Source organism: Pseudomonas sp. MF08817 (assembly GCF_059862705.1).
Window position 1 is genome coordinate 1 of record NZ_JCBCUY010000040.1, and the last position, 25,314, is coordinate 25,314.

Here is a 25,314-nt window from a genome sequence, read left to right on the forward strand (position 1 = left end):
CTGGCTGAAACCTTGGGCAAGGCCGAGTTGAAGGGTCGCACGTTCGGGGATACTGAGTTCGTGATAGGACATAGTGGCAGCACCGTACCGGAAAGGTCAGGTGTTGCACTCAGTTTTTGCGGCCGCCCAGAGTAACAATTCAGCCCACCCATACAAAATAAAACTCAACAAGTCTTACATTTAAATAAAATCATCAACAAACTGGGAGTTACCAAAAGCCACGAGAGCACCTTCAAGGAAATAGACTACACAGCTTTCAGACTTCAGATCCGCGAAATTACATTTAACAGCCAAACTTTTCTCCCTTCAGCCATCAAAAAAACTTCTCCCTGATTGGAACACGTCTAGAATCATTTATAAGGAACCATAAGTAACTCATCTGCCGAAAATATAATCATTCCACAAAACATCTCACCCACCACACCATAAAGACGTCCCAACCAACCACTAGAAGCCTCTATATAAAAGTGAAAGAAAATGACCACACCACCAAAGAAAAGCGCCACTCCCATGACGATCATCGCGATCTTCGCTACCCTCTCGGAAACGTCGGCGGCCGTATCGCTTCCTTTCCTTGATTTCCAGGAACGTCAGGTTTATGTCTGGTTCCTGATTACCTTTCCGTTTTTTCTGATTTTGTTGTTCTTTGCCACCCTAAACTTCAACTACAAGTCACTTTATGCGCCGTCCGACTTTGAGAAAGGCAAACACTTTATAAAAATCATCGATGAGAAGCTAAAGCAAGAAAATTTAGCTAACAGCTCCACCGCCAACTTGCCGGATGAAGGAATGCCATCAAACTACCATAATTCGAACTTTTACCTTCCTGAAAGGCTGCGTAAACAGCCCCCACAGCATCCTGAGGTTCATTACCACAAGGATCATTACTCGTCAGGCAATGCCCAGGACCCACCTGCGCATGTGAATCTGTTCGCCGGCCATGGCGTACAGCACATACTGAACTTTCCTCGACTTTTATACGACCTGCACATTGTCGATACACGTTGGATTAGTACAAAAAAAGAAGCAGACGAATTGATGCACAAAGTTGAACAGAAAATCCAGAAATCATCCGACACAGGTTACTTGATTGTATTTTTGACCAATCAGAAATCCGCAAAACTTATGACCCAGAGCGATTGGAGCACAGCAAACGAAGAGAAGCACAAACGACACCCCTATATTTCTTACAACTTGAACAACTTTGCTTTAACCCTGTCCTACCAGGCCAATGGCTAATAACAAGAACAAACACCCGCGAGATCTGTTTATACATCATGCCATCACATACAACGGTTGCATTAAACGAATTCAATAAAAAAGGCCCTGCACTGCAGGGCCTTTTCTTATACACACCAGCTAAAATATCAAAACAGCTTGCGGCCCTTGTTGGCCGCAATGCGCATGCGCAATGCATTCAGTTTGATAAAGCCCGCTGCATCTTCCTGGTTATAAGCGCCACCATCTTCTTCAAAGGTCGCGATATTGGCATCGAACAGCGACTCATCGGACTTGCGCCCAGTGACAATCACATTGCCCTTGTACAATTTCAAGCGAACCACACCGTTCACGTGAGCCTGGGAAGCATCAATCATTTGTTGCAGCATCAAACGCTCAGGGCTCCACCAGTAGCCGGTATAGATCAGGCTGGCATACTTAGGCATCAACTCATCTTTAAGGTGTGCGACTTCACGATCCAGGGTGATGGACTCAATGGCGCGGTGCGCACGCAGCATGATGGTGCCGCCAGGGGTTTCGTAGCAGCCACGGGACTTCATACCGACGTAACGGTTCTCGACGATATCCAGACGACCGATGCCATGTTCGCCACCGATGCGGTTCAGGGTGGCCAGAACGGTGGCCGGAGTCATTTCGACACCGTCCAGGGCAACGATATCGCCGTTACGGTAGGTCAATTCCAGATACTGCGGGGCATCGGGAGCCTTCTCCGGGGAGACGGTCCAACGCCACATGTCTTCTTCGTGCTCGGTCCAGGTGTCTTCCAGCACGCCACCTTCATAGGAGATGTGTAGCAGGTTGGCGTCCATCGAGTACGGGGATTTCTTTTTGCCATGACGCTCGATCGGAATGCCGTGCTTCTCGGCATAATCCATCAGCTTCTCGCGCGACAGCAGGTCCCATTCACGCCACGGCGCAATGACTTTCACACCCGGCTTGAGTGCGTAAGCGCCCAGCTCGAAACGCACTTGGTCGTTGCCTTTACCGGTCGCGCCATGGGAGATGGCATCGGCACCGGTTTCGTTGGCGATTTCGATCAGGCGCTTGGCGATCAACGGGCGGGCAATGGAAGTACCCAGCAGGTACTCGCCTTCGTAAACGGTGTTGGCGCGGAACATCGGGAAAACGAAATCACGCACAAATTCTTCGCGCAGGTCGTCGATGTAGATTTCTTTCACGCCCATGGCTTGTGCCTTGGCGCGTGCAGGTTCGACCTCTTCGCCCTGACCCAGGTCAGCGGTGAACGTCACCACTTCACAGTTGTAAGTATCCTGCAGCCACTTGAGGATCACCGAAGTGTCCAGGCCGCCGGAATACGCCAGAACGACCTTGTTTACGTCCGCCATGCCATCACTCCACCGGGTTCTACGGAAAGCCGACAAGTCTACCGTTCCAAGCGGATGATTTACAGTGGCGCGACAGCTTATGACGACGAAGCGACAGATTATGTCGAGCGGGCGACTAGCGCTGCTTCAAGACGTCGCAGCTGCGTTGGGCGTGGAAGCGGCTTGTGGGGCCGGTTTCTCGACGGGCGCGACCCGTTGCAGATGAATGTTGACCCGACGGTTCTTGGCCCGGTTGGCGGAGTTGGTGTTGGCCACCAAGGGATAACGTTCGCCATGGAACCTGATGGTCACCTGGGATTCTTCTATGCCGTTGGCCTTGAAGAACTCCATCACCGCCAAGGCCCGGCGGCGCGACAAATCGCGGTTGGTCAAACGGTTGCCGCTGTTATCGGAGTGGCCGTCGAGTTCGATGTGGTTGACCGTGGGGTCGGCCTTCATATAGTCGAGCATCACTTGCAACTTGGCCTTGGCTTGCTCATCGAGCTCGATGCCGCCGCCCGGAAACCCAACCTGGCCCAGCTTCACTTGTTCGAAGTTCATGGGCAGGAGCTTGGCCACGCAACCTTGATAGTCGCTATAGGCCTTGCTGAATCGCACCGGCAACAGGCGGATTTCCGAAACCCCTGCGTCGCGGGAGTAGTGGCGCACGACAGGGCTGCGGCCGTCCATCAGGCCGCTGATAAGCCGGCCAGCCTGGGCTTGAGAGCTGTTGAACAGTACATCGCCACTGCCACTTCTGACCGTCCCCAAGTTGATATCAGCACGCCCCGGCTGCCACGGGGCCGCCGCCGCCAGCAATGTCGCCGAGCCACCGCCGAGCAAGGCGTTAAAGGCTTTGAGGCGAAACGTCGCCTGCTCGCCCGCGCGGCGCACGAACTCGCCAGAGCCGAAATCGGTGATCGGCTGCGCCAGGCGACACTCGAACTTGTCGCCTTCGACCTTCCACTCAATGCTCTCCAGACGAGTCTGGAAAGTCAGGGCCATGGCCGGCAGGCTGGCAAACACACTGAGCAAGGCTAGATAACGCTGGCGCACGGGCGGCTCCACTGGCTTCTACAACTGAAAAGACCGATACATTCATTTACGGCATACCTTGAGCATATCGGTTGCCAGCGACAAAACTTGATAGCGAGTGCCTGCAAGAGTCTTTTCCGGTAGCATTCGCCTCAGTTTGACCCGCCTGGAATCCCCAATGTCCGACCGCCTGACCCTGCTGCGTCCCGACGACTGGCACATACACCTGCGTGATGGTGCTGCGCTGCCCAATACTGTGGCGGATGTTGCGCGCACCTTTGGTCGCGCCATCATCATGCCCAACCTGGTACCCCCGGTGCGCAACGCCGCTGAAGCCGATGCCTATCGCCAGCGCATCCTCGCTGCGCGGCCGGCCGGCAGTCGCTTCGAGCCGCTGATGGTGCTGTACCTCACCGACCGCACCCAACCGCAAGATGTCCGCGAGGCCAAGGCCAGCGGCTTCGTGCACGCCGCCAAACTGTACCCGGCTGGCGCAACCACCAACTCGGACTCCGGCGTCACCAGCATCGACAAAATCCTGCCGGCGATCGAGGCCATGGCCGAAGTCGGCATGCCTTTGCTGATTCATGGCGAAGTCACCCGTGGTGATGTCGATGTCTTCGATCGCGAAAAAATCTTTATCGATGAACACATGCGCCGCGTGGTCGAGTTGTTCCCGACCCTGAAAGTGGTGTTCGAGCACATCACCACCGCCGATGCAGTGCAGTTTGTCAGCGAGGCTTCGGCTAACGTGGGGGCGACCATCACCGCCCATCACCTGCTCTACAACCGCAATCACATGCTGGTGGGCGGTATTCGGCCGCACTTCTATTGCCTGCCGATCCTCAAGCGCAATACTCACCAGCAGGCACTGCTCGACGCCGCCACCAGTGGCAATGCCAAGTTTTTCCTCGGCACCGACTCGGCCCCCCATGCTCAGCACGCCAAGGAAGCCGCCTGTGGTTGCGCTGGTTGCTACACCGCTTATGCGGCAATCGAGTTGTATGCCGAGGCGTTCGAGCAACGCAACGCGCTGGACAAGCTCGAAGCGTTCGCCAGCCTCAATGGCCCGCGCTTCTACGGTTTGCCGGCCAATACCGATCGCATCACCCTGGTCCGCGAAGACTGGACCGCCCCTACCAGCCTGCCGTTCGGCGAGCTGACTGTCATCCCGCTGCGCGCCGGTGAAAAACTGCGCTGGCGCCTGCTGGAGGAACACCCGTGAGTGAAGACCATTACGATGACGAGCAAGAAGGCCATGGTGGTGGCGGTTCCCGTCACCCGATGGCGGCCCGCTTCCGGGGCTACCTGCCCGTCGTAGTCGACGTAGAAACCGGCGGCTTCAACTGCGCCACCGACGCACTGCTGGAAATTGCCGCCACCACTATTGGCATGGACGAAAAAGGTTTCGTGTTCCCCGAGCACACCTATTTTTTCCGCGTCGAGCCTTTCGAGGGCGCCAACATTGAAGCCGCTGCCCTGGAGTTCACCGGAATCAAGCTCGACCACCCACTACGTATGGCAGTGAGTGAAGAAGCCGCGCTGACGGACATCTTCCGTGGTGTACGCAAGGCGCTGAAGGCCAATGGCTGCAAGCGAGCGATCCTGGTCGGTCACAACAGCAGCTTTGATCTGGGCTTCCTCAACGCCGCCGTGGCGCGCCTGGACATGAAGCGCAACCCATTTCACCCGTTCTCCAGCTTCGATACCGCCACACTGGCCGGCCTGGCGTACGGCCAAACCGTACTGGCCAAGGCCTGCCAGGCTGCGGATATCGATTTCGATGGCCGCGAGGCGCATTCGGCGCGCTATGACACCGAGAAAACCGCAGACCTGTTCTGTGGCATCGTCAACCGTTGGAAGCAAATGGGCGGTTGGGAAGACTTCAACGACTGATCGGCTTTGCTTGCCCCATAAAAAATCCGGAGCCCCATAAGGGCTCCGGATTTTTTGTGCCGGCTCAATAAGGGTCTATTGGAACAGCGACTCGCTGGATAAGCCATTTTTCTCCAGGATCTCGCGAAGACGTTTGAGCCCCTCGACCTGGATTTGCCTGACCCGCTCCCGGGTCAAACCAATCTCAAGGCCAACATCTTCAAGGGTACTGCTCTCGTGGCCACGCAACCCGAAGCGGCGTATCACCACTTCACGCTGTTTGTCCGTCAGCTCCGAGAGCCACTGGTCGATGCTTTGCGACAGATCGTCGTCCTGCAGCAACTCGCAAGGGTCGGTAGGGCGATCGTCCGTCAAGGTGTCCAGCAAGGTTTTATCCGAATCCGGACCTAGCGAGACATCCACCGAGGAAACCCGCTCGTTAAGGCCTAGCATGCGCTTGACCTCGCCCACCGGTTTTTCCAGCAGGTTGGCGATTTCTTCAGGGGAAGGTTCGTGATCGAGTTTTTGCGTCAATTCCCGTGCGGCCCGAAGGTAGACGTTCAGTTCCTTGACCACATGGATCGGCAACCGGATGGTCCGGGTCTGATTCATGATCGCGCGCTCGATGGTCTGACGGATCCACCAGGTTGCGTAGGTCGAAAAACGGAAGCCTCGTTCCGGGTCGAACTTCTCCACCGCGCGGATCAAGCCGAGGTTGCCCTCTTCGATCAGGTCGAGCAGTGAAAGCCCACGATTGACGTAGCGTCGGGCGATTTTCACCACCAGCCGCAAGTTGCTTTCAATCATGCGCTTGCGCCCGGCCGGATCGCCACTTTGCGACAAGCGCGCAAAATGAACTTCTTCTTCCGGCGACAGCAGGGGGGAAAAGCCGATTTCATTGAGGTACAACTGGGTCGCGTCGAGCGCCCGGGTGTAGTCAATGTATTTGTGTTGCTTGAGTGAAGCGGAGTGTTTGGATTTGGTGCGAACTGAAGGTGTTGCAGATCCCTCATTCGACATCGAATCCGTAGCGATGCCGGCCTCCATCAGGAGAACCTCATCATCGATGTCAAACTCCGGCACTTCTTTACTGAGAGCCATTGTTATAGTCCTTTGGTGAGTTCGACCTCAAGCTCAAGCGGCGCCTTTATCCTTGGCAACGCTGGAGCCTGTTCCTTCTACGTGAGGGAACAGGCTGACAACCGATCAACGGCGTGGCAGGAATTGCAGTGGGTCTACAGGCTTACCCTGACGGCGAATCTCAAAGTGCAGTTTCACCCGGTCTGTACCAGTTGACCCCATTTCGGCAATAGCCTGCCCGACTTTGACCTGCTGCCCCTCCCGAACCAACAGCCTGCGGTTATGACCGTAGGCACTGACGTAGGTATCGCTGTGTTTGATGATGACGAGCTCGCCGTAGCCCCGCAAGCCACTCCCGGCGTACACGACCGCCCCATCAGACGCAGCTAAAACAGGCTGTCCCAAATCCCCGGCGATATCAATCCCTTTATTCAAACTACCGTTTGAAGAGAATTTTCCAATCAAAACGCCATTTGCCGGCCACCCCCAACCCTTGGGCGCCGGGCCTGCGGGCGGCAGCGGCGCGAGGGTAGGCTTACTCGCCGGAGCGGTTATCACGCCGTTGGTAGTGCCCGCCGGGCGACGGGTCACAGTGGTCTTGCTGGAAGAAGACGGGGTCGAAGTGGACTGCGTGACGACAGTGGTTGGCGTTGAACCCGAGCGACCATCGAAGCGAATCGTCTGACCCGGGTGGATGGTGTAAGGCGGTGGAATATTGTTGCGTGCAGCGAGGGCCTTGTAGTCCCAACCATAGCGGAAGGCGATCGAAAACAGGGTGTCGCTGCGTTTGACCACGTACTGACCTGTGGTCACTACCGGCCGCTGAGGCGCTGCATTATTGCGATCGACCACCCGTACATTGCCCTTGGGCGTGCTGGAACAGGCAGCCAACATGGAACTCAAGACAAGGCCAATCACCAGTCGCTGAAAGCTTTTTACATCCATACGCTGCGCAATGGCTGTGAGACTCACCCGCCGCTCCCTTTGTGGTGGCTGATAAAAAAGAGTGCCCGTTGAGGCTTGGAATGTCGCCAGTATAACCGGCTGCGCATGCTTTACCGACGCCAAGGCCCATTCGATGGGTTTATCTGGCTATCGGTTCATGCTCGGGTTTTGTTTATTCTTTTCGGCGCCGTTATAGGACAGGCGACCGCGCACAGAATTCATCGCGTTTATATAAATGCTCAGGCCAGGGGGCCATTGAGCAACGGCACAAAACGTACGGCACCGAGAACCTGCCGAGAAAAACCCTGCTCCTCGCGGGTAATCAGCATCAATTGCTGAACTTCGCCAGCCCCCACCGGAATCACCAACCGCCCGCCAGGGGCCAACTGATCGAGCAAGGCCTGCGGCACATCAGTGGCCACCGCAGTGACGATAATGCCGTTATACGGTGCCAGCGCCGGCCACCCTTCCCAGCCGTCGCCCCAGCGGAACACCACGTTTCGCAGGTTCAACTCCACCAGGCGTTCTTTGGCGCGGTCCTGCAGGACCTTGATGCGCTCAACGGAAAACACCCGTTCCACCAATTGCGACAGCACCGCCGTCTGATAGCCCGAGCCGGTGCCGATTTCCAGCACCTTGTCCAGAGGCCCGGCGGCCAACAGCAGTTCACTCATGCGCGCGACCATGTACGGCTGGGAAATGGTCTGGTTGTGGCCAATGGGCAGCGCGGTGTCTTCGTAGGCGCGGTGGGCCAGCGCTTCATCGACGAACAGGTGCCGAGGTGTACGGCGGATCACCTCCAACACCTGGGCGTTGGACAGCCCTTCTTCATACAAGCGCTGGATCAAGCGCTCCCGCGTGCGCTGGGAGGTCATGCCGATACCGCGCCGCAGCATGTCGTCTTGCTCGCGAGCCATCAGCGCAGCCCCTCCAGCCAGCCTTCGACGCTGGCAAAGGCGTCGTTGAAGGTGCGATCGAGTTGCAACGGCGTAATCGAAACGTAGCCCTGCATCACCGCGTGGAAATCCGTACCAGGACCGCAGTCGTCGGCATCGCCAGCAGCCGCGATCCAGTAGCCGGAACGGCCGCGCGGGTCGACCACTTCCACCGGTGCCGCCGCCCGGGAACGGTGCCCCAGGCGCGTCAGTTGCACGCCGCGGATATGATCCACGGGCAGATTGGGCACGTTGACGTTGAGCACAGTGCGCGGTGGCAGCTGTAACCCGGCCTGGGCCTCGATCAGCTTGCGCGCGAAGTGGGCGGCCGTCGGCAGGTTCTCGACCTGGCGCGAGACCAGCGAAAACGCGAAGGACGGACGCTCCAGGAAACGCCCTTCCAGCGCCGCGCCGACGGTGCCCGAATACAGCACGTCATCCCCCAGATTGGCGCCCAGGTTGATCCCGGATACCACCATGTGCGGCGCCTGCGCGAGCAAGCCGTTGACCCCCAGGTGAACGCAGTCGGTGGGGGTGCCGTTGACGCTGATAAAGCCGTTGGCCAGGGTTTGCGGATGCAACGGACGGTCGAGCGTCAGCGAGCTGCTGGCGCCGCTTCGTTCCTGGTCCGGGGCGATCACCACGCACTCGGTGTAATCCGCCAACGCAGCATGAAGCGCGGCGAGGCCGGGGGCCGTGACCCCGTCGTCATTAGAAATCAGAATACGCATGGGCTGTCCGTCTGCCCCACCGGCACCAGATCGACAAGCTCGCGCACCAGTACAGTGGCAAAGCATCCGGCCGGCAGGACGAATTCCAGTTGCAGAATGTCAGGCTCGGGATAATGCCACGTCAAACCGCCAATGGGCAGCCGCAGGATTCGACGCTCATGTTTCATGCCCGCGGCCACCAGCCAATCGCGCAGGTCCGGCTCACTGCCCGCGACACCTTGCTCCAAGGCATGGGTCGCGCCGCCGGCCGGCGACTCGCCTTCGCCCCACTGCGGCCCGGTGGGGTGCAGGTCGAGAATGGCCAAGCGCGGATCACTGCACTCGGCCTCCCCGGCCGGGAAGAAGCTGCGGCTGTCGGTGAAGGCCAGGAGGTCGCCCACCTGGGCGCGCTGCCAACTGCCGTCGGCAACCCGCGCCGCCAGTACTTGGTTGAACAAAAAACTGCGGGCCGTGGACAGCAGCCGCGAGCGCACATTGCGTTGCTCCGGCAGTGCCTTACGCGCAGCCCAGCCACGGGCGTCAACCACATTGCCGCCGTTGTGGCCGAAACGTTGCGTACCAAAATAGTTGGGAATGCCCTGACGGGCGATCAAGCGCAAGCGCTCGTCGATGGCCGCGTGGTCGCCGCTCAGTTGGGTGAGGCGCAAAGTAAAGCCGTTGGCCGAATGGGCACCACGTTGCAGTTTGCGTTTGTGCCGCATGCTTTTGAGGATGGTCAACGTGTCGTTCTGCGCTGCCGACAGATCCGGGTCGGCCTTGCCCGGCAGTTGCAAGCTGAACCATTGGCGCGTCAACGCCTGGCGATCCTTGAGGCCCGCATAGCTCACCGTACGCAACGGCACGCCGGCAGCCTTGGCGATGCGCCGCGCCGCTTCTTCGGTGTTGAGGCCGCGTTTTTCGACCCACAACCACAGGTGCTCGCCATCGCCGCTCAAGGGGATATCGAGCACTTCATCGACCTGGAAATCTTCCGCGCTGGCTTTGAGTACGGCACTGCCAAGGGATTCGCCGTAGGCACGTGGGCCCAGCAATTGCAGGTCGTTCATGAGCGTTGCAACAAGGCGACGGCGTGCACCGCGATGCCTTCTTCACGGCCGACAAAGCCGAGCTTTTCAGTGGTGGTGGCTTTTACGTTCACTTGATCCAACTCGACCTGAAGATCCGCGGCAATCAACGCACGCATCGCTTCGATGTGGGGGGCCATTTTCGGCGCCTGGGCAATGATGGTGTTATCGACGTTGGCGACTTTCCAGCCTTTGGCATGGATCAATGCGACAACGTGGCGCAGCAGCACGCGGCTGTCGGCGCCCTTGAATTGCGGGTCGGTGTCCGGGAAGTGTTTGCCGATGTCCCCCAGCGCCGCCGCGCCGAGCAGGGCATCGCTCAAGGCATGCAGCAGCACGTCGCCGTCGGAATGGGCCAGCAGCCCGCAATGGTGGGCAATTTGCACACCGCCCAGGGTGATGAAATCGCCTTGTGCGAAACGGTGTACATCGTAGCCGTGGCCAATACGCATAAAAAAACGCCCCGATTGAGTCAGGGCGTGATTCTACCTGCTTTGGCGCACATTAGGCGCCTAGCGCACGAGCGTGATGGGCCAAGTGCTCGTCGATGAAACTGGCGATGAAAAAGTAGCTGTGATCGTAGCCCGGTTGCAGGCGCAGGGTCAGCGGATGGCCCGCCAGCCTGGCGGCCTGTTGCAGGGCCAGAGGTTTGAGTTGGGTTTCAAGGAAGTCATCGCGGTCACCCTGGTCCACCAGCAACGGCAGCTTCTCCCGGGCTTGGGCAATCAGCGCGCAGGCATCCCATTCGCGCCAGCGCGAGCGGTCCTCGCCCAGGTAACGGGAAAACGCTTTCTGACCCCAAGGGCAGTCGATGGGGTTGTTGATTGGCGAAAAGGCTGACACCGATTGGTAACGCCCCGGATTGCGCAACGCACACACCAGCGCCCCGTGACCGCCCATGGAGTGACCGCTGATACCGCGCTTGTCCGAGGCCGGGAAATGCGCTTCGACCAACGCCGGCAATTCCTGCACAACATAGTCATGCATCCGATAGTTTTTTGCCCACGGCGCTTGCGTGGCATTGAGGTAGAACCCGGCCCCCAAGCCAAAATCCCACGCGCCATCCGGGTCGCCCGGCACATCGGTGCCACGAGGGCTGGTGTCCGGGGCGACGATTATCAACCCCAACTGCGCCGCCATGCGCTGGGCGCCGGCCTTGTGCATGAAGTTCTCATCGGTGCAGGTCAGGCCCGACAGCCAATACAGCACTGGCAACTTGGCGCCCGACTCGGCCTGCGGCGGCAGGTACACGGCAAACACCATGTCACAACCCAACACCTCGGAGCGGTGCCGGTAACGCTTGTGCCAGCCGCCGAAGCTTTTCTGGCAAGAAATGTTTTCCAGGGGCATTGAAGGCTCCCAGCCGCAAGCGTCAAACCACAGGCTGCAAGAAGGCGCACCCTCTTGCAGATCACTGCTTGCCGCTCGCCACTATTGGTCAGAAGTGGATGACAGTACGAATGCTTTTGCCTTCATGCATCAGGTCGAAAGCCTTGTTGATATCTTCCAGGCCCATGGTGTGGGTGATGAAGGTGTCCAGTGGGATCTCGCCGGTCTGGGCCATTTCCACGTAGCTGGGCAACTCGCTGCGCCCACGCACGCCGCCAAACGCCGAACCGCGCCAGACGCGACCGGTGACCAATTGGAATGGCCGGGTAGCGATTTCCTGGCCCGCACCGGCGACGCCGATAATCACCGACTCGCCCCAGCCCTTGTGGCAGCACTCCAGCGCCGCGCGCATCAGCTGCACGTTGCCGATGCATTCGAAGGAAAAGTCCACGCCGCCGTCAGTCATATCGACAATCACCTCCTGGATCGGGCGATCGAAATCCTTGGGATTGACGCAGTCAGTGGCACCCAGTTGCCGAGCGATGTCGAACTTGGCCGGGTTGATGTCAATGGCAATGATGCGCGCCGCTTTGGCCTTGACCGCACCGATCACCGCCGACAAGCCAATGCCGCCCAGTCCGAAGATCGCCACGGTGTCACCCGGCTTGACCTTGGCGGTGTTGAGTACTGCGCCGATGCCAGTGGTGACGCCGCAACCCAGCAGGCAGACCTTTTCCAGGGGCGCATCCTTGGCGATTTTCGCTACGGAGATTTCCGGCAGCACGGTGTACTCGGAAAAGGTCGAGGTACCCATGTAATGGAAAATCGGCTGGCCTTTATAGGAAAAGCGAGTAGTGCCGTCGGGCATCAGGCCTTTGCCCTGGGTGGCGCGAATGGCCTGGCACAGGTTGGTTTTGCCCGACAGGCAGAACTTACATTTCCCACATTCGGGCGTGTAAAGCGGGATCACATGATCGCCCACCGCCACCGATGTCACGCCTTCACCGATGGCCTCGACTACCGCACCACCTTCATGGCCAAGGATCGACGGGAAGATGCCTTCCGGGTCCGCGCCGGACAACGTGTAGGCATCGGTGTGGCAGACCCCGGAGGCCACGACTCGCAGCAGAACTTCGCCTGCCTTGGGCATGGCGACATCGACTTCAACGATCTCAAGGGGTTTCTTGGCCTCGAAGGCAACGGCGGCGCGTGACTTAATCATGATGACTCTCCAGTGAATTAAAACGAGGCTGGGAGTGTAAAACAGCGCTGAACGATTAATAATCCAACCAAAAGCAAAACATTATTGCTACACAGGGATAATCAAGGAAGCCGCCATGACCGAGAACCGCTGGGAAGGCATAGACGAATTCGTCGCCGTGGCCGAATGCAGCCAGTTCACCGCAGCCGCCGAGCGTCTTGGGGTTTCGTCCTCCCATATCAGCCGACAAGTCGCACGCCTTGAGGAGCGCCTTCAGACAAAACTCCTCTACCGCAGCACCCGTCGCGTGACCCTGACCGAGGCCGGCCAGACGTTCCTGCAGCACTGCCAACGCCTGCAGGACGGTCGCGAAGAAGCCTTGCGCGCCGTGGGCGACCTGACCAGTGAACCCAAGGGCATGTTGCGCATGACCTGCGCGGTAGCTTACGGCGAGCGTTTTATCGTGCCGCTGGTGACCACCTTCATGGGCCTCTACCCGCAGTTGCGGGTGGATATCGAGTTGAGCAACCGCCCCCTGGACCTAGTGCATGAAGGCCTGGACCTGGCGATTCGCCTGGGCCGCTTGCAAGACTCGCGGCTGGTGGCTACGCGCTTGGCGCCCCGGCGCATGTACCTGTGCGCCTCGCCTTCCTACTTGGAGCGTTACGGCCGGCCCCATAGCCTGTCGGAATTGAGCCGCCACAACTGTCTGATCGGTAGCTCCGACCTGTGGCTTTTACAGCAGGATGGCCGGGAATTTTCCCAACGGGTCCAGGGAAACTGGCGATGCAACAGTGGGCAAGCGGTGCTGGATGCGGCGCTGCAAGGCGTCGGGCTCTGCCAATTGCCGGATTACTACGTGCTGGAGCACTTGCACAGCGGCCGCTTGGTTGCCCTGCTCGACGCCCATCAGCCGCCCAACACCGCCGTTTGGGCGCTCTACCCGCAGCAACGGCACTTGTCGCCCAAGGTGCGCAAACTGGTGGAGTTCTTGAAGGAAGGCTTGGCCCTGAGGCCGGAATATCGCGGTTGAAGCTTATGTACGGGTGGCCCAGCGCAGGCGCAGCCACTCCAGGTCTTCCGGGCGGGTGACCTTGATATTGTCCGAACGGCCCTCGATCAGGCGTGGCGCCAGGCCCGCCCACTCCATGGCCGAGGCTTCGTCGGTGACCACGGCATCCGCCACCAGGCTGTCGGCCAAGGCCCGGTGCAAGGCGCCGAGGCGGAACATCTGCGGGGTGTAGGCCTGCCAGATCTGGCTGCGATCCACGGTTCCCAGCACCCGCCCCTGGGCATCGACGCGCTTGAGGGTGTCGCGGGCCGGCACCGCCAGCAAGCCGCCCACCGGGTCGTCGGCCAATTCGCTGAGCAAATGGTCGAGGTCATCCCGGGCCAGGTTCGGCCGCGCGGCGTCGTGCACGAGCACCCAGTCATCATCGCCCGCGCCCTGGGCGTGCAGATGCAATAAAGCATTGAGGACCGAGCCGGAACGTTCATCGCCGCCCTCGACCCGCTGGATCCGCGTATCGCTCGCGCATGCCAGGTTCGGCCAATAGGGATCGTCCAACGCGAGGCTGACCACCAGGCCTTTGAGGGACGGGTGATCGAGGAAACAGCCGAGGCTGTGTTCAAGAATTGTGCGTGTGCCCAAGGCCAGATACTGCTTGGGGCGGTCCGCGGCCATACGGGCACCGACGCCCGCGGCAGGAATCACGGCCCAGAAGGCCGGCAAGACAGGAATCATTGGGCCAACTGGTAGAGGGTTTCGCCCTCCTTGACCATTCCCAACTCATGGCGAGCCCGTTCCTCAACGGTCTCCATGCCTTTTTTCAACTCGGTGACTTCCGCGTCCATCACTCGGTTACGCTCCAGCAACCCTTCGTTCTCGGCGTGCTGGTCAGCAATTTGCTGGGTCAAGTCGGCCACTTGCGCCAGGCTGCCATTGCCCACCCATAGGCGGTACTGCAAGCCGGCCAGCAACAAGAGCAAGACAAGGAACAACCAATTGGGACTGCGCATCGAATATCGGGTTTCCAGTGAAAAAAGACAGCCACGCCAACAACTTCGGATCAACCAATAGCACGAAGCCTGGAAGAACCAGGCCCGTACCAATAAGACATCAGATTAGTGGCAAAACCGTCGATCGCACGACTTTTCCGACACAATCCGGTGTCTTTTTTACCATTTAGTGCTTAACCGCGAAACTCACCACGGCCGTTGTACTTGGCCTTGGCGCCCAGTTGCTCTTCGATACGCAGCAATTGGTTGTACTTGGAGACACGATCGGAACGGCACAGCGAGCCGGTCTTGATCTGGCCAGCCGCAGTCCCGACCGCCAGGTCGGCAATGGTCGAGTCTTCGGTTTCGCCGGAGCGGTGCGAGATCACGGCGGTGTAGCCAGCAGCCTTGGCCATCTGGATGGCTTCCAGGGTTTCGGTCAGGGTGCCGATCTGGTTGAACTTGATAAGGATCGAGTTGGCGATCTTCTTATCAATGCCTTCCTTGAGGATCTTGGTGTTGGTCACGAACAGGTCATCGCCCACCAATTGGGTTTTCTCGCCGATCTTGTCGGTAAGAATTTTCCAGCCAGCCCAGTCGGACTCATCCAGGCCATCTTCGATGGAGATGATCGGGTAGCGTTCGGTCAGGCCCTTGAGGTAATCGGCAAAACCTTCAGCGGTGAACACCTGGCCTTCGCCGGACAAGTTGTACTTGCCGTCTTCAAAGAACTCGCTGGCCGCGCAGTCCAGAGCCAGGGTCACGTCGGTGCCCAGGGTGTAGCCCGCATTGGCCACGGCTTCGGAGATGACCTTGAGGGCATCTTCGTTGGACGCCAGGTTCGGCGCGAAACCACCTTCGTCACCCACCGCAGTGCTCAGGCCGCGAGCCTTGAGGACAGCCTTGAGGTGATGGAAGATCTCGGTGCCCATGCGCAGGCCATCGGAGAACGTCTTGGCGCCGACAGGCTGCACCATGAATTCCTGGATATCGACGTTGTTGTCGGCATGTTCGCCGCCGTTGATGATGTTCATCATCGGCACCGGCATCGAGTACACACCCGGCGTGCCGTTGAGGTTGGCGATGTGGGCGTACAGCGGCAGGTCCTGGTCCTGGGCTGCCGCCTTGGCCGCAGCCAGGGACACGGCGAGGATCGCGTTGGCACCCAGGGAGCCTTTGTTCTCAGTGGCATCCAGGGCGATCATCGCGTGATCCAGGCCTTTCTGGTCAACCGGGTCCTTGCCCAGCAGCAGCTCACGGATCGGGCCGTTGATGTTGGCTACGGCCTTGAGTACGCCCTTGCCCAGGTAACGGCTCTTGTCGCCATCACGCAACTCCAGTGCTTCACGGGAGCCGGTGGAAGCACCGGACGGCGCGCAGGCGCTGCCGATGATGCCGTTGTCGAGAAGCACGTCGGCTTCCACAGTGGGATTGCCACGGGAGTCGAGAACTTCACGACCTTTGATGTCGACGATTTTTGCCATTGTTGTAAACACTCCAAAGTTGACGAAAACGACGCAGCTGAAGGAAACCTGAGTCGTCTGCGCGGTACGCGGGGCAGCCCGGCAGACAACAAAACTCAGGCCCGAGGGCCTGAGTCATAAAAACGTGCGGTACTTTACCGGAGAAATCAGCTTTACGCGGTTTCTACCGTCGGAAAACTCTTCACCAGTTCGTCCAGGGCCTTGAGCTGGGCCAGGAACGGCTCCAGCTTGTCCAGACGCAGGGCGCAAGGGCCGTCGCACTTGGCGTTGTCCGGGTCGGGGTGGGCTTCCAGGAACAGGCCGGCCAGGGCTTGGCTCATACCTGCCTTGGCCAGGTCGGTGACCTGGGCGCGGCGACCGCCCGCTGAATCGGAGCGACCGCCAGGCATTTGCAGCGCGTGGGTCACATCGAAGAAAACCGGGTACTCGAACTGCTTCATGATGCCGAAGCCGAGCATGTCCACCACCAGGTTGTTGTAGCCGAAGCTCGAACCACGCTCGCAGAGGATCAACTGGTCGTTACCCGCTTCCACGCACTTGCTCAGGATGTGCTTCATTTCCTGGGGCGCGAGGAACTGGGCTTTCTTGATGTTGATGACCGCGCCGGTCTTGGCCATGGCCACCACCAGGTCGGTCTGGCGAGACAGGAAGGCCGGCAACTGGATGATGTCGCAGACCTCGGCCACCACGGCAGCCTGCGCGGGCTCGTGCACGTCAGTGATGATCGGCACGCCGAAGGCTTGCTTGATGTCCTGAAAAATCCGCATGCCTTCTTCCAGGCCTGGGCCACGGTAGGAGGTCACGGACGAACGGTTGGCCTTGTCGAAGCTGGCCTTGAACACGTAAGGAATACCCAGTTTCTGGGTAACCTTCACATACTCTTCGCACACCTGCATGGCCATGTCGCGGCTTTCCAGCACGTTCATGCCGCCGAACAGCACCATTGGCTTGTCGTTGGCGATTTCGATGTCGCCGACACGGATGATTTTCTGTGCCATGGGGATCACGCCTTCTTCTGGTGTTGAGCCAACGCGGCCTTGACGAAACCGCTGAACAACGGGTGACCGTCACGGGGCGTCGAGGTGAACTCGGGGTGGAACTGGCATGCGACAAACCACGGATGATCCGGCGCTTCGACCACTTCCACCAGCGCGCCATCACCGGAGCGACCGGAGATTTTCAGGCCGGCCTCGATCAGGCTTGGCAGCAGCTTGTTGTTGACTTCATAACGATGGCGATGGCGTTCAACGATCACGTCCTTGGCATAGCAATCGTGTACCAGGGAGCCGGCAACGAGCTGGCAGTCCTGAGCGCCCAGGCGCATGGTGCCGCCCAGGTCGGAGGATTCGGTACGGGTCTCGACGACACCGGTGGCATCTTCCCACTCGGTAATCAGGCCCACGACCGGGTGAGCGCTGGTGTGGTCAAACTCGGTGGAGTTGGCGTCCTTCCAGCCCAGAACGTTACGGGCAAACTCGATGACCGCCACTTGCATGCCCAGGCAGATACCCAGGTAGGGCACCTTGTTTTCGCGGGCGAATTGCACGGCGGTGATCTTGCCTTCCACGCCACGCAGGCCAAAGCCGCCGGGTACCAGGATCGCGTCCACGCCTTCGAGCAGCGCGGTGCCCTGGTTCTCGATGTCTTCGGAATCGATGTAGCGCAGGTTGACCTTGGTGCGGTTGGTGATGCCAGCATGGCTCATCGCTTCGATCAGCGACTTATAAGCATCCAGCAGCTCCATGTACTTGCCGACCATCGCGATGGTGACTTCGTGTTCCGGGTTGAGCTTGGCGTCGACCACTTTCTCCCACTCGGACAGATCCGCGCCTTCGCATTGCAGGCCAAAGCGCTCGACGACGAAATCGTCCAGGCCCTGGGAATGCAGGATGCCTGGGATCTTGTAGATGGTGTCGGCGTCTTCCAGGGCAATCACCGCACGTTCTTCGACGTTGGTGAACTGGGCGATTTTGCGACGCGAGGAGATATCGATCGGGTGATCGGAGCGGCAGACCAGTACGTCCGGCTGCAGGCCGATGGAGCGCAATTCCTTGACCGAGTGCTGGGTCGGCTTGGTCTTGGTCTCGCCAGCGGTGGCGATGTACGGCACCAGGGTCAGGTGCATCAGCATCGCGCGCTTGGCGCCGACTTCAAAACGCAACTGGCGGATCGCTTCCAGGAACGGCTGGGATTCGATGTCGCCCACGGTGCCGCCGATCTCGACCAAGGCCACGTCGGCATTGCCGGCACCCTTGATAATGCGGCGCTTGATTTCATCGGTGATGTGCGGGATCACCTGGATGGTGGCGCCCAGGTAGGCACCACGGCGCTCCATGCGCAGCACGTGTTCGTAAACCCGGCCGGTGGTGAAGTTGTTGTCCTGGGTCATGGTCGTGCGGATGAACCGCTCGTAGTGGCCCAGGTCCAGGTCGGTCTCGGCGCCGTCGTGGGTGACGAACACTTCACCGTGCTGGAACGGGCTCATGGTGCCCGGGTCAACGTTGATGTACGGGTCCAGTTTGAGCATGGTGACCTTAAGTCCCCGCGCCTCCAGGATGGCCGCCAATGAAGCCGATGCGATGCCTTTCCCCAATGAAGAAACAACACCGCCCGTGACGAATATGTAGCGCGTCATGAAAAACCCTAGAAGTCTGCGTTAAAGCGGTCCGAGCCGCCGGGGAAAGCGAAGGAAGGCCGAAGCCCCCGATCACCTGCATTAATTACAGTGCATCTTTCAAAAAAACCGCCGCGTTGGGACAGACCGGAAGTGAAACCACCGGTACGTTGTTCGCTACACATTTTTTGGAATCGCCCAGCAAAGACTGCTTGGTAATCGGCAACTGCTGCAATTCAGGCGAATCCACAGAAGTTGTATCAAGAAGGGAGCGTAGTCTACCGGAAAGCCCCTTCCAGCTCAAACCTTGATCTCAGGCAGGAGGCTGCCACCGCAATTGCCACGGGCCATCGGCAGCACCATCCAGGCCCGCCACGCCGCCCACCGCCAGCAGTTCGCCGCCTCTGTACAGCAGCGGCAATCGGCCACGGGCAAAGCCTGGCACACCCCGTTCATTGAGCAAACGCTTGAGATCGCGATGGCCGCGCCCCACCACCGCCATCACTTCGCCGCCCTGGCGATAACGCACCCGCAGCCGCCCGTCGGGCGCCGTGCCGGTCAATGCGAGGCAGCCGTTATCCGGCAACGCCAAAGCTTGGCGTGGATCGGCCCAGACCAGGTCGGCCACCGGCTTACGCAGCCAGGCACCGGCCAGCCACCACAGGCGCCCGCCCGCGCGCTGCAACTCGCCGTCCGCCAGCCGCCAACATGGATGCCGGCCTGGCGCGGCGTCGCGCAGGCTCTCCCATCCCGCCCAGTGATCGCTGTCCGGCAACCGGGTCATGGGCGCCAGCCAATGGCTCAGGGCATTGCGTTGCCGGGCCGGGGACAGCCCGATAAACGCCGCCATTTCCAGCGAAGGCAGCCCCAGCCAATCGAACGCGCAGGCCGCGCGGGCCGTTTGCAAATCCATCAGCGCCAATTCATCGAGCAAGCCTTGGGCTTCCTGCACATGGGCGGCGCTGCGGGCCATGGTGGCCACGGCTTGTGGCCAGCGCTGGAGCAATGCAGGAAAGATTTCCTGTCGCAGATAGTTGCGGGAAAACTGCTGATCCTGGTTGGACGGGTCGTCAATCCAGCACAAGCCATGCTCGCGGGCATAGGCCGCCAACTCGGCCCGCGACACGTCCAGCAGCGGGCGCAGCAACTGCCCTTGCCCCAGCGCACGCTGCGGCGGCATCGCCGACAGGCCTCTGACCCCAGCACCGCGCAACAGGCGAAACAGCAAGGTTTCGGCCTGATCGTCACGGTGCTGGGCGGTGAACAGCACCTCGTTGCTCCCCAGGCTTTGAGCGAAGGCAGCATAGCGGGCCTCACGAGCCGCTCGCTCAAGGCTCGCCCCGGCCTTCACCTGCACGTGGATCACCCGCAATGGCACGCCAAGGGCGTCGCAAACAGCCTGGCAATGTGGCGGCCACGCATCCGCCACCGATTGCAGGCCATGATGCACATGGATGGCCGTCAGCCTGGGCAGGGAATGGGTGTGCGCCAATTGGGCAAGAAGGTGCAGCAGGACGGTGGAATCGAGCCCCCCGGAGAAGGCGACGTGCCAGATAGGGGCCGTGCGCCAAGGGGCCAGGGTCAGCAGCAGTTTGGCGGGTAGATCCATGGCTGACTGATTCATTTCGATCACTTCGCCCAAATCCAATGTCGGAACGGGCCGGACGGCGCTCCGCTTGCCCGCGAAGAGTCCATGGCCTCCAACATTAATGTTGGTTGTGCCGACGCCTTCGCGGGAAAGCCCGCTCCCACAGGGGTGTCGCTGGGTCAGGTCAGAGACCGTAGCTCATCAAACGCTCATAGCGACGGGCCAACAATGCATCGTTATCGAACTTTTTCAGCATCGCTAACTGCGAACTCAGCTCGGCGCGAATCGATGCAGCGGCGGTAGCCGGGTCACGGTGGGCGCCGCCCAAAGGCTCGCCAATCACCTTATCGACAATGCCCAGACCCTTGAGGCGCTCGGCGGTGATGCCCATGGCTTCGGCGGCGTCCGGAGCTTTTTCGGCGGTTTTCCACAGGATCGACGCACAGCCTTCCGGTGAGATCACCGCGTAGGTGGAGTACTGCAGCATATTCAGTTGGTCACACACGCCAATCGCCAGGGCGCCGCCGGAGCCACCTTCACCGATCACGGTGGCGATGATCGGGGTTTTCAGGCGCGCCATGACGCGCAGGTTCCAGGCAATCGCTTCGCTCTGGTTGCGCTCTTCGGCGTCGATGCCCGGGTACGCGCCCGGGGTGTCTATGAAGGTCAGGATCGGCATTTTGAAACGCTCGGCCATTTCCATCAGGCGGCAGGCCTTGCGGTAGCCTTCGGGGCGCGGCATGCCGAAGTTACGGCGTACTTTTTCCCGGACTTCACGCCCTTTCTGGTGGCCGATAATCATCACCGGCTGGTCTTCGAGGCGGGCAACGCCGCCGACAATGGCCGCATCGTCGGAGAAATGACGGTCACCGTGCAGTTCGTCGAACTCGGTGAAAATGTGCTCGATGTAGTCCAGGGTGTACGGGCGACGCGGGTGACGCGCCAGGCGCGCGATCTGCCAACTGGTCAGCTTGCCGAAGATGTCTTCGGTCAGGGTGCTGCTCTTGGCCTGCAGGCGGGAGATCTCATCGCCGATATTCAGCGAATTGTCGTTACCGACCAAGCGCAACTCTTCGATCTTGGCTTGCAGGTCGGCGATTGGCTGTTCGAAATCTAGAAAATTCGGGTTCATAGGCGTCCGTCTTGGGTCGACGTCCAAGAGAGCTTGGGCCGGCCGGTTGTCTATTCGCGCCCTACCTTAAGGGAGAGGCGCGTTCAGGTCGAGATTAAAAATTCAGGTCAGGACCGGCGCCCACGCGGGGCACCAGGCCATCAACGGTATTGGAGGAAGACGTTGTCTCGCCCGAACTGGTCACGCAAGGCTTGAATCAAGCTGTCCGCCGGGTCGATTCGCCAGGTTTCGCCGAACTGTAGCAGCGCCTTGGCATCGGGGCCGCTGTATTCCAGGGTGATCGGGCAGGCACCGCGATGGCGCTTGAGCAAGTCGCCCAGCACCCGCAATTGGTCGCCCTTGAGGGCGTCGGCCTGCACCTTCAGGCGCAGGCTCTCGGCCAGGTTCGTGCGTGCGTCTTCCATGCTCATCACGCGCTTGACCCGCAGGCGCAAGCCACCGGAGAAGTCGTCGTTGCTGACCTCGCCTTCGACCACCACCATCGCGTCGGTCTGCAACAACGATTGCGCCGAATGGAATGCCTCGGCAAACAGCGACGCTTCGATGCGCCCGGAGCGGTCATCGAGGGTGATGAAGCCCATCTTGTCGCCCTTTTTGTTCTTCATTACTCGCAAGGCAATAATCATCCCGGCGACCGTTTGGGTGTCGCGCGCCGGTTTCAGGTCGATGATGCGCTGACGGGCGAAGCGGCGGATTTCCCCTTCGTATTCGTCGATCGGGTGGCCGGTCAGGTACAGGCCCAGGGTGTCTTTCTCGCCTTTGAGACGTTCCTTGAGGGTCAGTTCCTTGGCCTTGCGATGGTTGGCGTAGACATCCGCGTCCGCCTCGACGAACAAGCCGCCGAACAGGTCGGCATGGCCGCTGTCATGGGTGCGCGCGGTCTGTTCGGCAGCCTTGATGGCTTCTTCCATGGCCGCCAGCAGCACAGCCCGGTTACGGTCGATATTGGCCTGGTAGGCCTTGGTTTCATCGAAGAAGTGCGGGCCGAGGCGGTCTAGGGCGCCGCTGCGGATCAAGCCGTCCAGGGTGCGTTTGTTGATGCGCTTGAGGTCGACCCGGGCGCAGAAATCGAACAGATCCTTGAACGGCCCGTCCTGGCGCGCTTCGGTGATGGCCTCCACCGGGCCTTCGCCGACACCCTTGATGGCACCGAGCCCGTAGATGATCCGGCCTTCGTCATTAACGGTGAATTTGAATTCCGAGGCGTTCACATCCGGCGCGTCGAGACGCAGCTTCATGGTGCGAACTTCTTCGATCAGGGTGACAACCTTGTCGGTGTTGTGCATATCCGCCGACAACACCGCCGCCATGAACGGCGCCGGGTAGTGCGCCTTGAGCCAAGCGGTCTGGTACGACACCAGGCCATAGGCGGCGGAGTGGGACTTGTTGAAGCCGTAACCGGCGAATTTCTCCACCAGATCGAAGATGTTCCCGGCCAGGTCCGCGTCAATATTGTTGGTTGCGCAACCTTCGATGAAGCCACCGCGTTGCTTGGCCATCTCTTCGGGTTTCTTCTTACCCATGGCCCGGCGCAGCATGTCCGCGCCACCAAGGGTGTAGCCGGCCATGACCTGGGCAATCTGCATCACCTGTTCCTGGTACAGGATGATGCCGTAGGTCGGCGCCAATACGGGCTTGAGGCCCTCGTACTGGTAGTCGGAGTGGGGATACGCCAGCTCGGCGCGCCCGTGCTTACGGTTGATGAAGTCGTCCACCATGCCCGATTGCAGCGGGCCGGGGCGGAACAGCGCCACCAGGGCGATCAAGTCTTCCAGGCAGTCGGGCTTGAGCTTTTTAATCAGCTCTTTCATGCCACGCGACTCAAGCTGGAACACCGCTGTGGTTTCGGCTTTTTGCAGCAGGCTGTAGGTGGGCTTGTCGTCCAGCGGGATGAACGCGATGTCCAACGGCGCTTCATTGACCTTGGCGCGGTCGCGGTTGATGGTCTTGAGCGCCCAGTCGATGATCGTCAGGGTCCGCAGGCCAAGGAAGTCGAACTTCACCAGGCCGGCCGCCTCCACGTCGTCCTTGTCGAACTGGGTTACCAGGCCATCGCCTTCTTCGTCGCAGTAAATGGGCGAAAAGTCAGTCAACTTGGTCGGTGCGATCACCACGCCACCGGCGTGCTTGCCGACGTTACGCACCACGCCTTCGAGCTTGCGGGCCATGGCCCAGATTTCTGCGGCCTCTTCATCGACCTTGATGAAGTCGCGCAGGATTTCTTCCTGTTCGTAGGCTTTTTCCAGGGTCATGCCGACTTCGAAGGGGATCATCTTCGACAGCTTGTCCGCCAGGCCATAGGACTTGCCCTGCACCCGCGCCACGTCGCGGATTACAGCCTTGGCCGCCATGGAACCGAAGGTGATGATCTGACTGACCGCGTTGCGGCCGTACTTTTCGGCCACGTATTCAATGACCCGGTCGCGCCCGTCCATGCAGAAGTCGACGTCGAAGTCGGGCATCGAAACCCGTTCCGGGTTAAGGAACCGTTCAAACAGCAGGTCATATTCCAGCGGGTCGAGGTCGGTGATCTTCTGCACATAGGCCACCAGCGACCCTGCACCCGAACCCCGCCCCGGGCCTACCGGGACGCCGTTGCTCTTAGCCCACTGGATGAAGTCCATCACGATCAGGAAGTAACCGGGGAAGCCCATCTGGATGATGATATCCAGCTCGAAATTCAAACGGTCGACATAGACCTGGCGCTTGGCCTCGTAATCCTCAGTGGTGTCCCGGGGCAGCAGGACGCTGAGGCGCTCCTCAAGGCCATCGAAGGACACTTTGCGAAAGTATTCGTCGATGGTCATGCCATCGGGGATCGGGAAGTTGGGCAGAAAGTGCTTACCCAGTTTCACTTCGATGTTGCAGCGCTTGGCGATCTCCACGCTGTTTTCCAGCGCCTCAGGCAAGTCGCTGAACAGCTCGGCCATTTGCGCGGCGCTCTTGAGGTACTGCTGGTCGCTGTAGTTCTTGGAGCGACGCGGGTCGTCAAGGGCGCGGCCCTCGCCAATGCACACGCGGGTTTCGTGGGCTTCGAAGTCTTCGGGCTTGATGAAGCGCACATCGTTGGTTGCCACCAGCGGCGCGCCAAGCTTCTCGGCCAGGGCTACGGCCGCGTGCAGGTGCTCTTCGTCGTTGGGCCGGTTGGTGCGCTGCACTTCCAGGTAGAAGCGCTGCGGGAACACCGCCATCCAGTCCCGTGCCAGGACCTCGGCCTCGTCCGGGTTGCCGCCCAACAGGGCCAGGCCGATCTCACCCTCCTTGGCCGCTGACAACATAATCAGGCCTTCACTGGCCTCGGCGACCCATTCGCGCTCGATGATGATCGAGCCATTGCGCTGGCCATCAATGAAGCCACGGGAAATCAGTTCGGTGAGGTTGCGATAGCCAACCGCGTTCATCGCCAGCAGGCTGATGCGGCTCAGGGCATTGTCCGGGTCTTTGTTCGACAGCCACAGGTCAGCGCCGCAGATCGGCTTGATGCCCGCCCCCATGGCGGCTTTGTAGAATTTGACCAGGGAACACATGTTGTTCTGGTCGGTGACCGCCACTGCCGGCATGTTCATACCGACGAGGGTCTTAACCAGCGGTTTGATCCGCACCAGACCATCGACCAGGGAGTATTCAGTGTGCAGGCGCAGGTGAACGAATGAAGCCGGCATAGTGATCCTGTCCAGAAAGCGTAAAGACAACAAGGCCCGGATTGTACCGGGCCCTGAGTAAAACATCAGCCTGTTGG

General features: G+C 59.9%; 23 protein-coding genes. 4 read left to right on the top strand and 19 right to left on the bottom strand.

Annotated features, from left to right (window positions below; all coding sequences use genetic code 11):
- Window positions 1-350: 350 nt before the first annotated feature.
- Window positions 351-521, bottom strand: a complete 171-nt coding sequence (locus AC19YR_RS21065; protein ID WP_176465016.1) for a hypothetical protein — start codon at window positions 519-521, stop codon at window positions 351-353.
- Between AC19YR_RS21065 and AC19YR_RS21070 the strand changes: the two genes are divergently transcribed.
- Entirely contained in the window at window positions 511-1,239 is a 729-nt protein-coding gene (locus AC19YR_RS21070; RefSeq protein ID WP_256576487.1) for a hypothetical protein, read from the top strand. The genes AC19YR_RS21065 and AC19YR_RS21070 overlap by 11 nt on opposite strands.
- Window positions 1,240-1,367: 128 nt before the next feature.
- On the opposite strand, the gene AC19YR_RS21075 is transcribed toward AC19YR_RS21070, so the two are convergent.
- On the bottom strand, window positions 1,368-2,585 hold the full coding sequence (locus AC19YR_RS21075) for an argininosuccinate synthase (protein WP_095106457.1): 1,218 nt from the start codon (window positions 2,583-2,585) through the stop codon (window positions 1,368-1,370).
- 126 nt (window positions 2,586-2,711) lie between these two features.
- Window positions 2,712-3,620: a flagellar protein MotY gene (locus tag AC19YR_RS21080; RefSeq protein ID WP_095107022.1), complete on the bottom strand. Its 909-nt coding sequence runs from the start codon at window positions 3,618-3,620 to the stop codon at window positions 2,712-2,714.
- Between the two features lie 157 nt (window positions 3,621-3,777).
- On the opposite strand from AC19YR_RS21080, the gene pyrC reads away from it, so the two are divergent.
- Both pyrC and rnt read left to right on the top strand, forming a co-directional pair.
- Window positions 3,778-4,824, top strand: a complete 1,047-nt coding sequence (gene pyrC, locus AC19YR_RS21085; RefSeq protein WP_500600011.1) for a dihydroorotase — start codon at window positions 3,778-3,780, stop codon at window positions 4,822-4,824.
- Window positions 4,821-5,495: a ribonuclease T gene (gene rnt, locus AC19YR_RS21090; protein ID WP_095106453.1), complete on the top strand. Its 675-nt coding sequence runs from the start codon at window positions 4,821-4,823 to the stop codon at window positions 5,493-5,495. The genes pyrC and rnt overlap by 4 nt, the downstream gene beginning before the upstream one ends.
- A 75-nt stretch (window positions 5,496-5,570) precedes the next feature.
- Here rnt and rpoS read toward each other — a convergent pair whose 3' ends face one another.
- The 8 genes from rpoS to AC19YR_RS21130 all read right to left on the bottom strand — a co-directional run bounded on the left by rpoS (window position 5,571) and on the right by AC19YR_RS21130 (window position 12,780).
- Entirely contained in the window at window positions 5,571-6,575 is a 1,005-nt protein-coding gene (rpoS, locus tag AC19YR_RS21095) for an RNA polymerase sigma factor RpoS (RefSeq protein ID WP_095106451.1), read from the bottom strand.
- A 105-nt stretch (window positions 6,576-6,680) separates the two neighbouring features.
- Complete coding sequence (locus tag AC19YR_RS21100) at window positions 6,681-7,526, bottom strand: peptidoglycan DD-metalloendopeptidase family protein (protein ID WP_095106449.1); 846 nt, start codon at window positions 7,524-7,526, stop codon at window positions 6,681-6,683.
- Between the two features lie 212 nt (window positions 7,527-7,738).
- The gene (locus AC19YR_RS21105; RefSeq protein ID WP_176465036.1) at window positions 7,739-8,374 is read right to left on the bottom strand and encodes a protein-L-isoaspartate(D-aspartate) O-methyltransferase; all 636 of its coding nucleotides are present in this window, start codon (window positions 8,372-8,374) and stop codon (window positions 7,739-7,741) included.
- Window positions 8,375-8,415: 41 nt separating this feature from the next.
- Window positions 8,416-9,165: a 5'/3'-nucleotidase SurE gene (surE, locus tag AC19YR_RS21110; RefSeq protein ID WP_095106445.1), complete on the bottom strand. Its 750-nt coding sequence runs from the start codon at window positions 9,163-9,165 to the stop codon at window positions 8,416-8,418.
- Complete coding sequence (gene truD, locus AC19YR_RS21115) at window positions 9,153-10,211, bottom strand: tRNA pseudouridine(13) synthase TruD (RefSeq protein WP_500600014.1); 1,059 nt, start codon at window positions 10,209-10,211, stop codon at window positions 9,153-9,155. Before truD ends, surE begins: the two co-directional genes overlap by 13 nt.
- Window positions 10,208-10,681 (bottom strand): 2-C-methyl-D-erythritol 2,4-cyclodiphosphate synthase, encoded by a 474-nt coding sequence (gene ispF / locus AC19YR_RS21120; RefSeq protein WP_095106441.1) that lies wholly within the window; start codon window positions 10,679-10,681, stop codon window positions 10,208-10,210. Before ispF ends, truD begins: the two co-directional genes overlap by 4 nt.
- Window positions 10,682-10,733: 52 nt before the next feature.
- Window positions 10,734-11,579: an S-formylglutathione hydrolase gene (gene fghA, locus AC19YR_RS21125; RefSeq protein ID WP_500600016.1), complete on the bottom strand. Its 846-nt coding sequence runs from the start codon at window positions 11,577-11,579 to the stop codon at window positions 10,734-10,736.
- An 88-nt stretch (window positions 11,580-11,667) separates the two neighbouring features.
- Window positions 11,668-12,780, bottom strand: coding sequence for an S-(hydroxymethyl)glutathione dehydrogenase/class III alcohol dehydrogenase (locus AC19YR_RS21130; protein WP_095106437.1), 1,113 nt, complete (start codon window positions 12,778-12,780; stop codon window positions 11,668-11,670).
- Window positions 12,781-12,895: 115 nt separating this feature from the next.
- On the opposite strand from AC19YR_RS21130, the gene AC19YR_RS21135 reads away from it, so the two are divergent.
- Window positions 12,896-13,792: a LysR substrate-binding domain-containing protein gene (locus tag AC19YR_RS21135; RefSeq protein WP_095106435.1), complete on the top strand. Its 897-nt coding sequence runs from the start codon at window positions 12,896-12,898 to the stop codon at window positions 13,790-13,792.
- Between the two features lie 3 nt (window positions 13,793-13,795).
- Here the strand turns inward: AC19YR_RS21135 and ispD are convergent, their stop codons facing one another.
- From ispD to dnaE, 8 genes are all read right to left on the bottom strand, one after another.
- On the bottom strand, window positions 13,796-14,503 hold the full coding sequence (ispD, locus tag AC19YR_RS21140; protein WP_095106433.1) for a 2-C-methyl-D-erythritol 4-phosphate cytidylyltransferase: 708 nt from the start codon (window positions 14,501-14,503) through the stop codon (window positions 13,796-13,798).
- Window positions 14,500-14,778, bottom strand: a complete 279-nt coding sequence (gene ftsB / locus AC19YR_RS21145) for a cell division protein FtsB (protein WP_095106432.1) — start codon at window positions 14,776-14,778, stop codon at window positions 14,500-14,502. Before ftsB ends, ispD begins: the two co-directional genes overlap by 4 nt.
- A 173-nt stretch (window positions 14,779-14,951) precedes the next feature.
- Entirely contained in the window at window positions 14,952-16,241 is a 1,290-nt protein-coding gene (gene eno, locus AC19YR_RS21150) for a phosphopyruvate hydratase (RefSeq protein ID WP_095106431.1), read from the bottom strand.
- Window positions 16,242-16,393: 152 nt separating this feature from the next.
- On the bottom strand, window positions 16,394-17,239 hold the full coding sequence (kdsA, locus tag AC19YR_RS21155; protein ID WP_095106429.1) for a 3-deoxy-8-phosphooctulonate synthase: 846 nt from the start codon (window positions 17,237-17,239) through the stop codon (window positions 16,394-16,396).
- A 5-nt stretch (window positions 17,240-17,244) separates the two neighbouring features.
- Window positions 17,245-18,876 carry a CTP synthase gene (gene pyrG, locus AC19YR_RS21160; protein WP_095106427.1) on the bottom strand — a complete coding sequence of 544 codons (1,632 nt, stop codon included), beginning with the start codon at window positions 18,874-18,876 and terminating at the stop codon, window positions 17,245-17,247.
- Window positions 18,877-19,168: 292 nt separating this feature from the next.
- Entirely contained in the window at window positions 19,169-20,479 is a 1,311-nt protein-coding gene (tilS, locus tag AC19YR_RS21165) for a tRNA lysidine(34) synthetase TilS (protein ID WP_500600020.1), read from the bottom strand.
- Window positions 20,480-20,627: 148 nt separating this feature from the next.
- The gene (locus AC19YR_RS21170; RefSeq protein WP_095106425.1) at window positions 20,628-21,575 is read right to left on the bottom strand and encodes an acetyl-CoA carboxylase carboxyltransferase subunit alpha; all 948 of its coding nucleotides are present in this window, start codon (window positions 21,573-21,575) and stop codon (window positions 20,628-20,630) included.
- 140 nt (window positions 21,576-21,715) lie between these two features.
- Window positions 21,716-25,237: a DNA polymerase III subunit alpha gene (gene dnaE / locus AC19YR_RS21175; RefSeq protein ID WP_500600021.1), complete on the bottom strand. Its 3,522-nt coding sequence runs from the start codon at window positions 25,235-25,237 to the stop codon at window positions 21,716-21,718.
- Window positions 25,238-25,314: the final 77 nt, after the last annotated feature.

What these genes read in the sequence shown, in the direction of transcription:
- eno (WP_095106431.1), bottom strand. Translation starts at nt 16,241, where the DNA reads ATGGCAAAAATCGTCGACATCAAAGGTCGTGAAGTTCTCGACTCCCGT.
- truD (WP_500600014.1), bottom strand. Translation starts at nt 10,211, where the DNA reads ATGAACGACCTGCAATTGCTGGGCCCACGTGCCTACGGCGAATCCCTT.
- ispD (WP_095106433.1), bottom strand. Translation starts at nt 14,503, where the DNA reads ATGATTCCTGTCTTGCCGGCCTTCTGGGCCGTGATTCCTGCCGCGGGC.
- dnaE (WP_500600021.1), bottom strand. Translation starts at nt 25,237, where the DNA reads ATGCCGGCTTCATTCGTTCACCTGCGCCTGCACACTGAATACTCCCTG.
- pyrG (WP_095106427.1), bottom strand. Translation starts at nt 18,876, where the DNA reads ATGACGCGCTACATATTCGTCACGGGCGGTGTTGTTTCTTCATTGGGG.
- AC19YR_RS21135 (WP_095106435.1), top strand. Translation starts at nt 12,896, where the DNA reads ATGACCGAGAACCGCTGGGAAGGCATAGACGAATTCGTCGCCGTGGCC.
- AC19YR_RS21070 (WP_256576487.1), top strand. Translation starts at nt 511, where the DNA reads ATGACGATCATCGCGATCTTCGCTACCCTCTCGGAAACGTCGGCGGCC.
- AC19YR_RS21130 (WP_095106437.1), bottom strand. Translation starts at nt 12,780, where the DNA reads ATGATTAAGTCACGCGCCGCCGTTGCCTTCGAGGCCAAGAAACCCCTT.
- surE (WP_095106445.1), bottom strand. Translation starts at nt 9,165, where the DNA reads ATGCGTATTCTGATTTCTAATGACGACGGGGTCACGGCCCCCGGCCTC.
- kdsA (WP_095106429.1), bottom strand. Translation starts at nt 17,239, where the DNA reads ATGGCACAGAAAATCATCCGTGTCGGCGACATCGAAATCGCCAACGAC.
- rpoS (WP_095106451.1), bottom strand. Translation starts at nt 6,575, where the DNA reads ATGGCTCTCAGTAAAGAAGTGCCGGAGTTTGACATCGATGATGAGGTT.
- fghA (WP_500600016.1), bottom strand. Translation starts at nt 11,579, where the DNA reads ATGCCCCTGGAAAACATTTCTTGCCAGAAAAGCTTCGGCGGCTGGCAC.
- tilS (WP_500600020.1), bottom strand. Translation starts at nt 20,479, where the DNA reads ATGAATCAGTCAGCCATGGATCTACCCGCCAAACTGCTGCTGACCCTG.
- pyrC (WP_500600011.1), top strand. Translation starts at nt 3,778, where the DNA reads ATGTCCGACCGCCTGACCCTGCTGCGTCCCGACGACTGGCACATACAC.
- ispF (WP_095106441.1), bottom strand. Translation starts at nt 10,681, where the DNA reads ATGCGTATTGGCCACGGCTACGATGTACACCGTTTCGCACAAGGCGAT.
- AC19YR_RS21065 (WP_176465016.1), bottom strand. Translation starts at nt 521, where the DNA reads ATGATCGTCATGGGAGTGGCGCTTTTCTTTGGTGGTGTGGTCATTTTC.
- AC19YR_RS21170 (WP_095106425.1), bottom strand. Translation starts at nt 21,575, where the DNA reads ATGAACCCGAATTTTCTAGATTTCGAACAGCCAATCGCCGACCTGCAA.
- AC19YR_RS21105 (WP_176465036.1), bottom strand. Translation starts at nt 8,374, where the DNA reads ATGACCTCCCAGCGCACGCGGGAGCGCTTGATCCAGCGCTTGTATGAA.
- ftsB (WP_095106432.1), bottom strand. Translation starts at nt 14,778, where the DNA reads ATGCGCAGTCCCAATTGGTTGTTCCTTGTCTTGCTCTTGTTGCTGGCC.
- AC19YR_RS21075 (WP_095106457.1), bottom strand. Translation starts at nt 2,585, where the DNA reads ATGGCGGACGTAAACAAGGTCGTTCTGGCGTATTCCGGCGGCCTGGAC.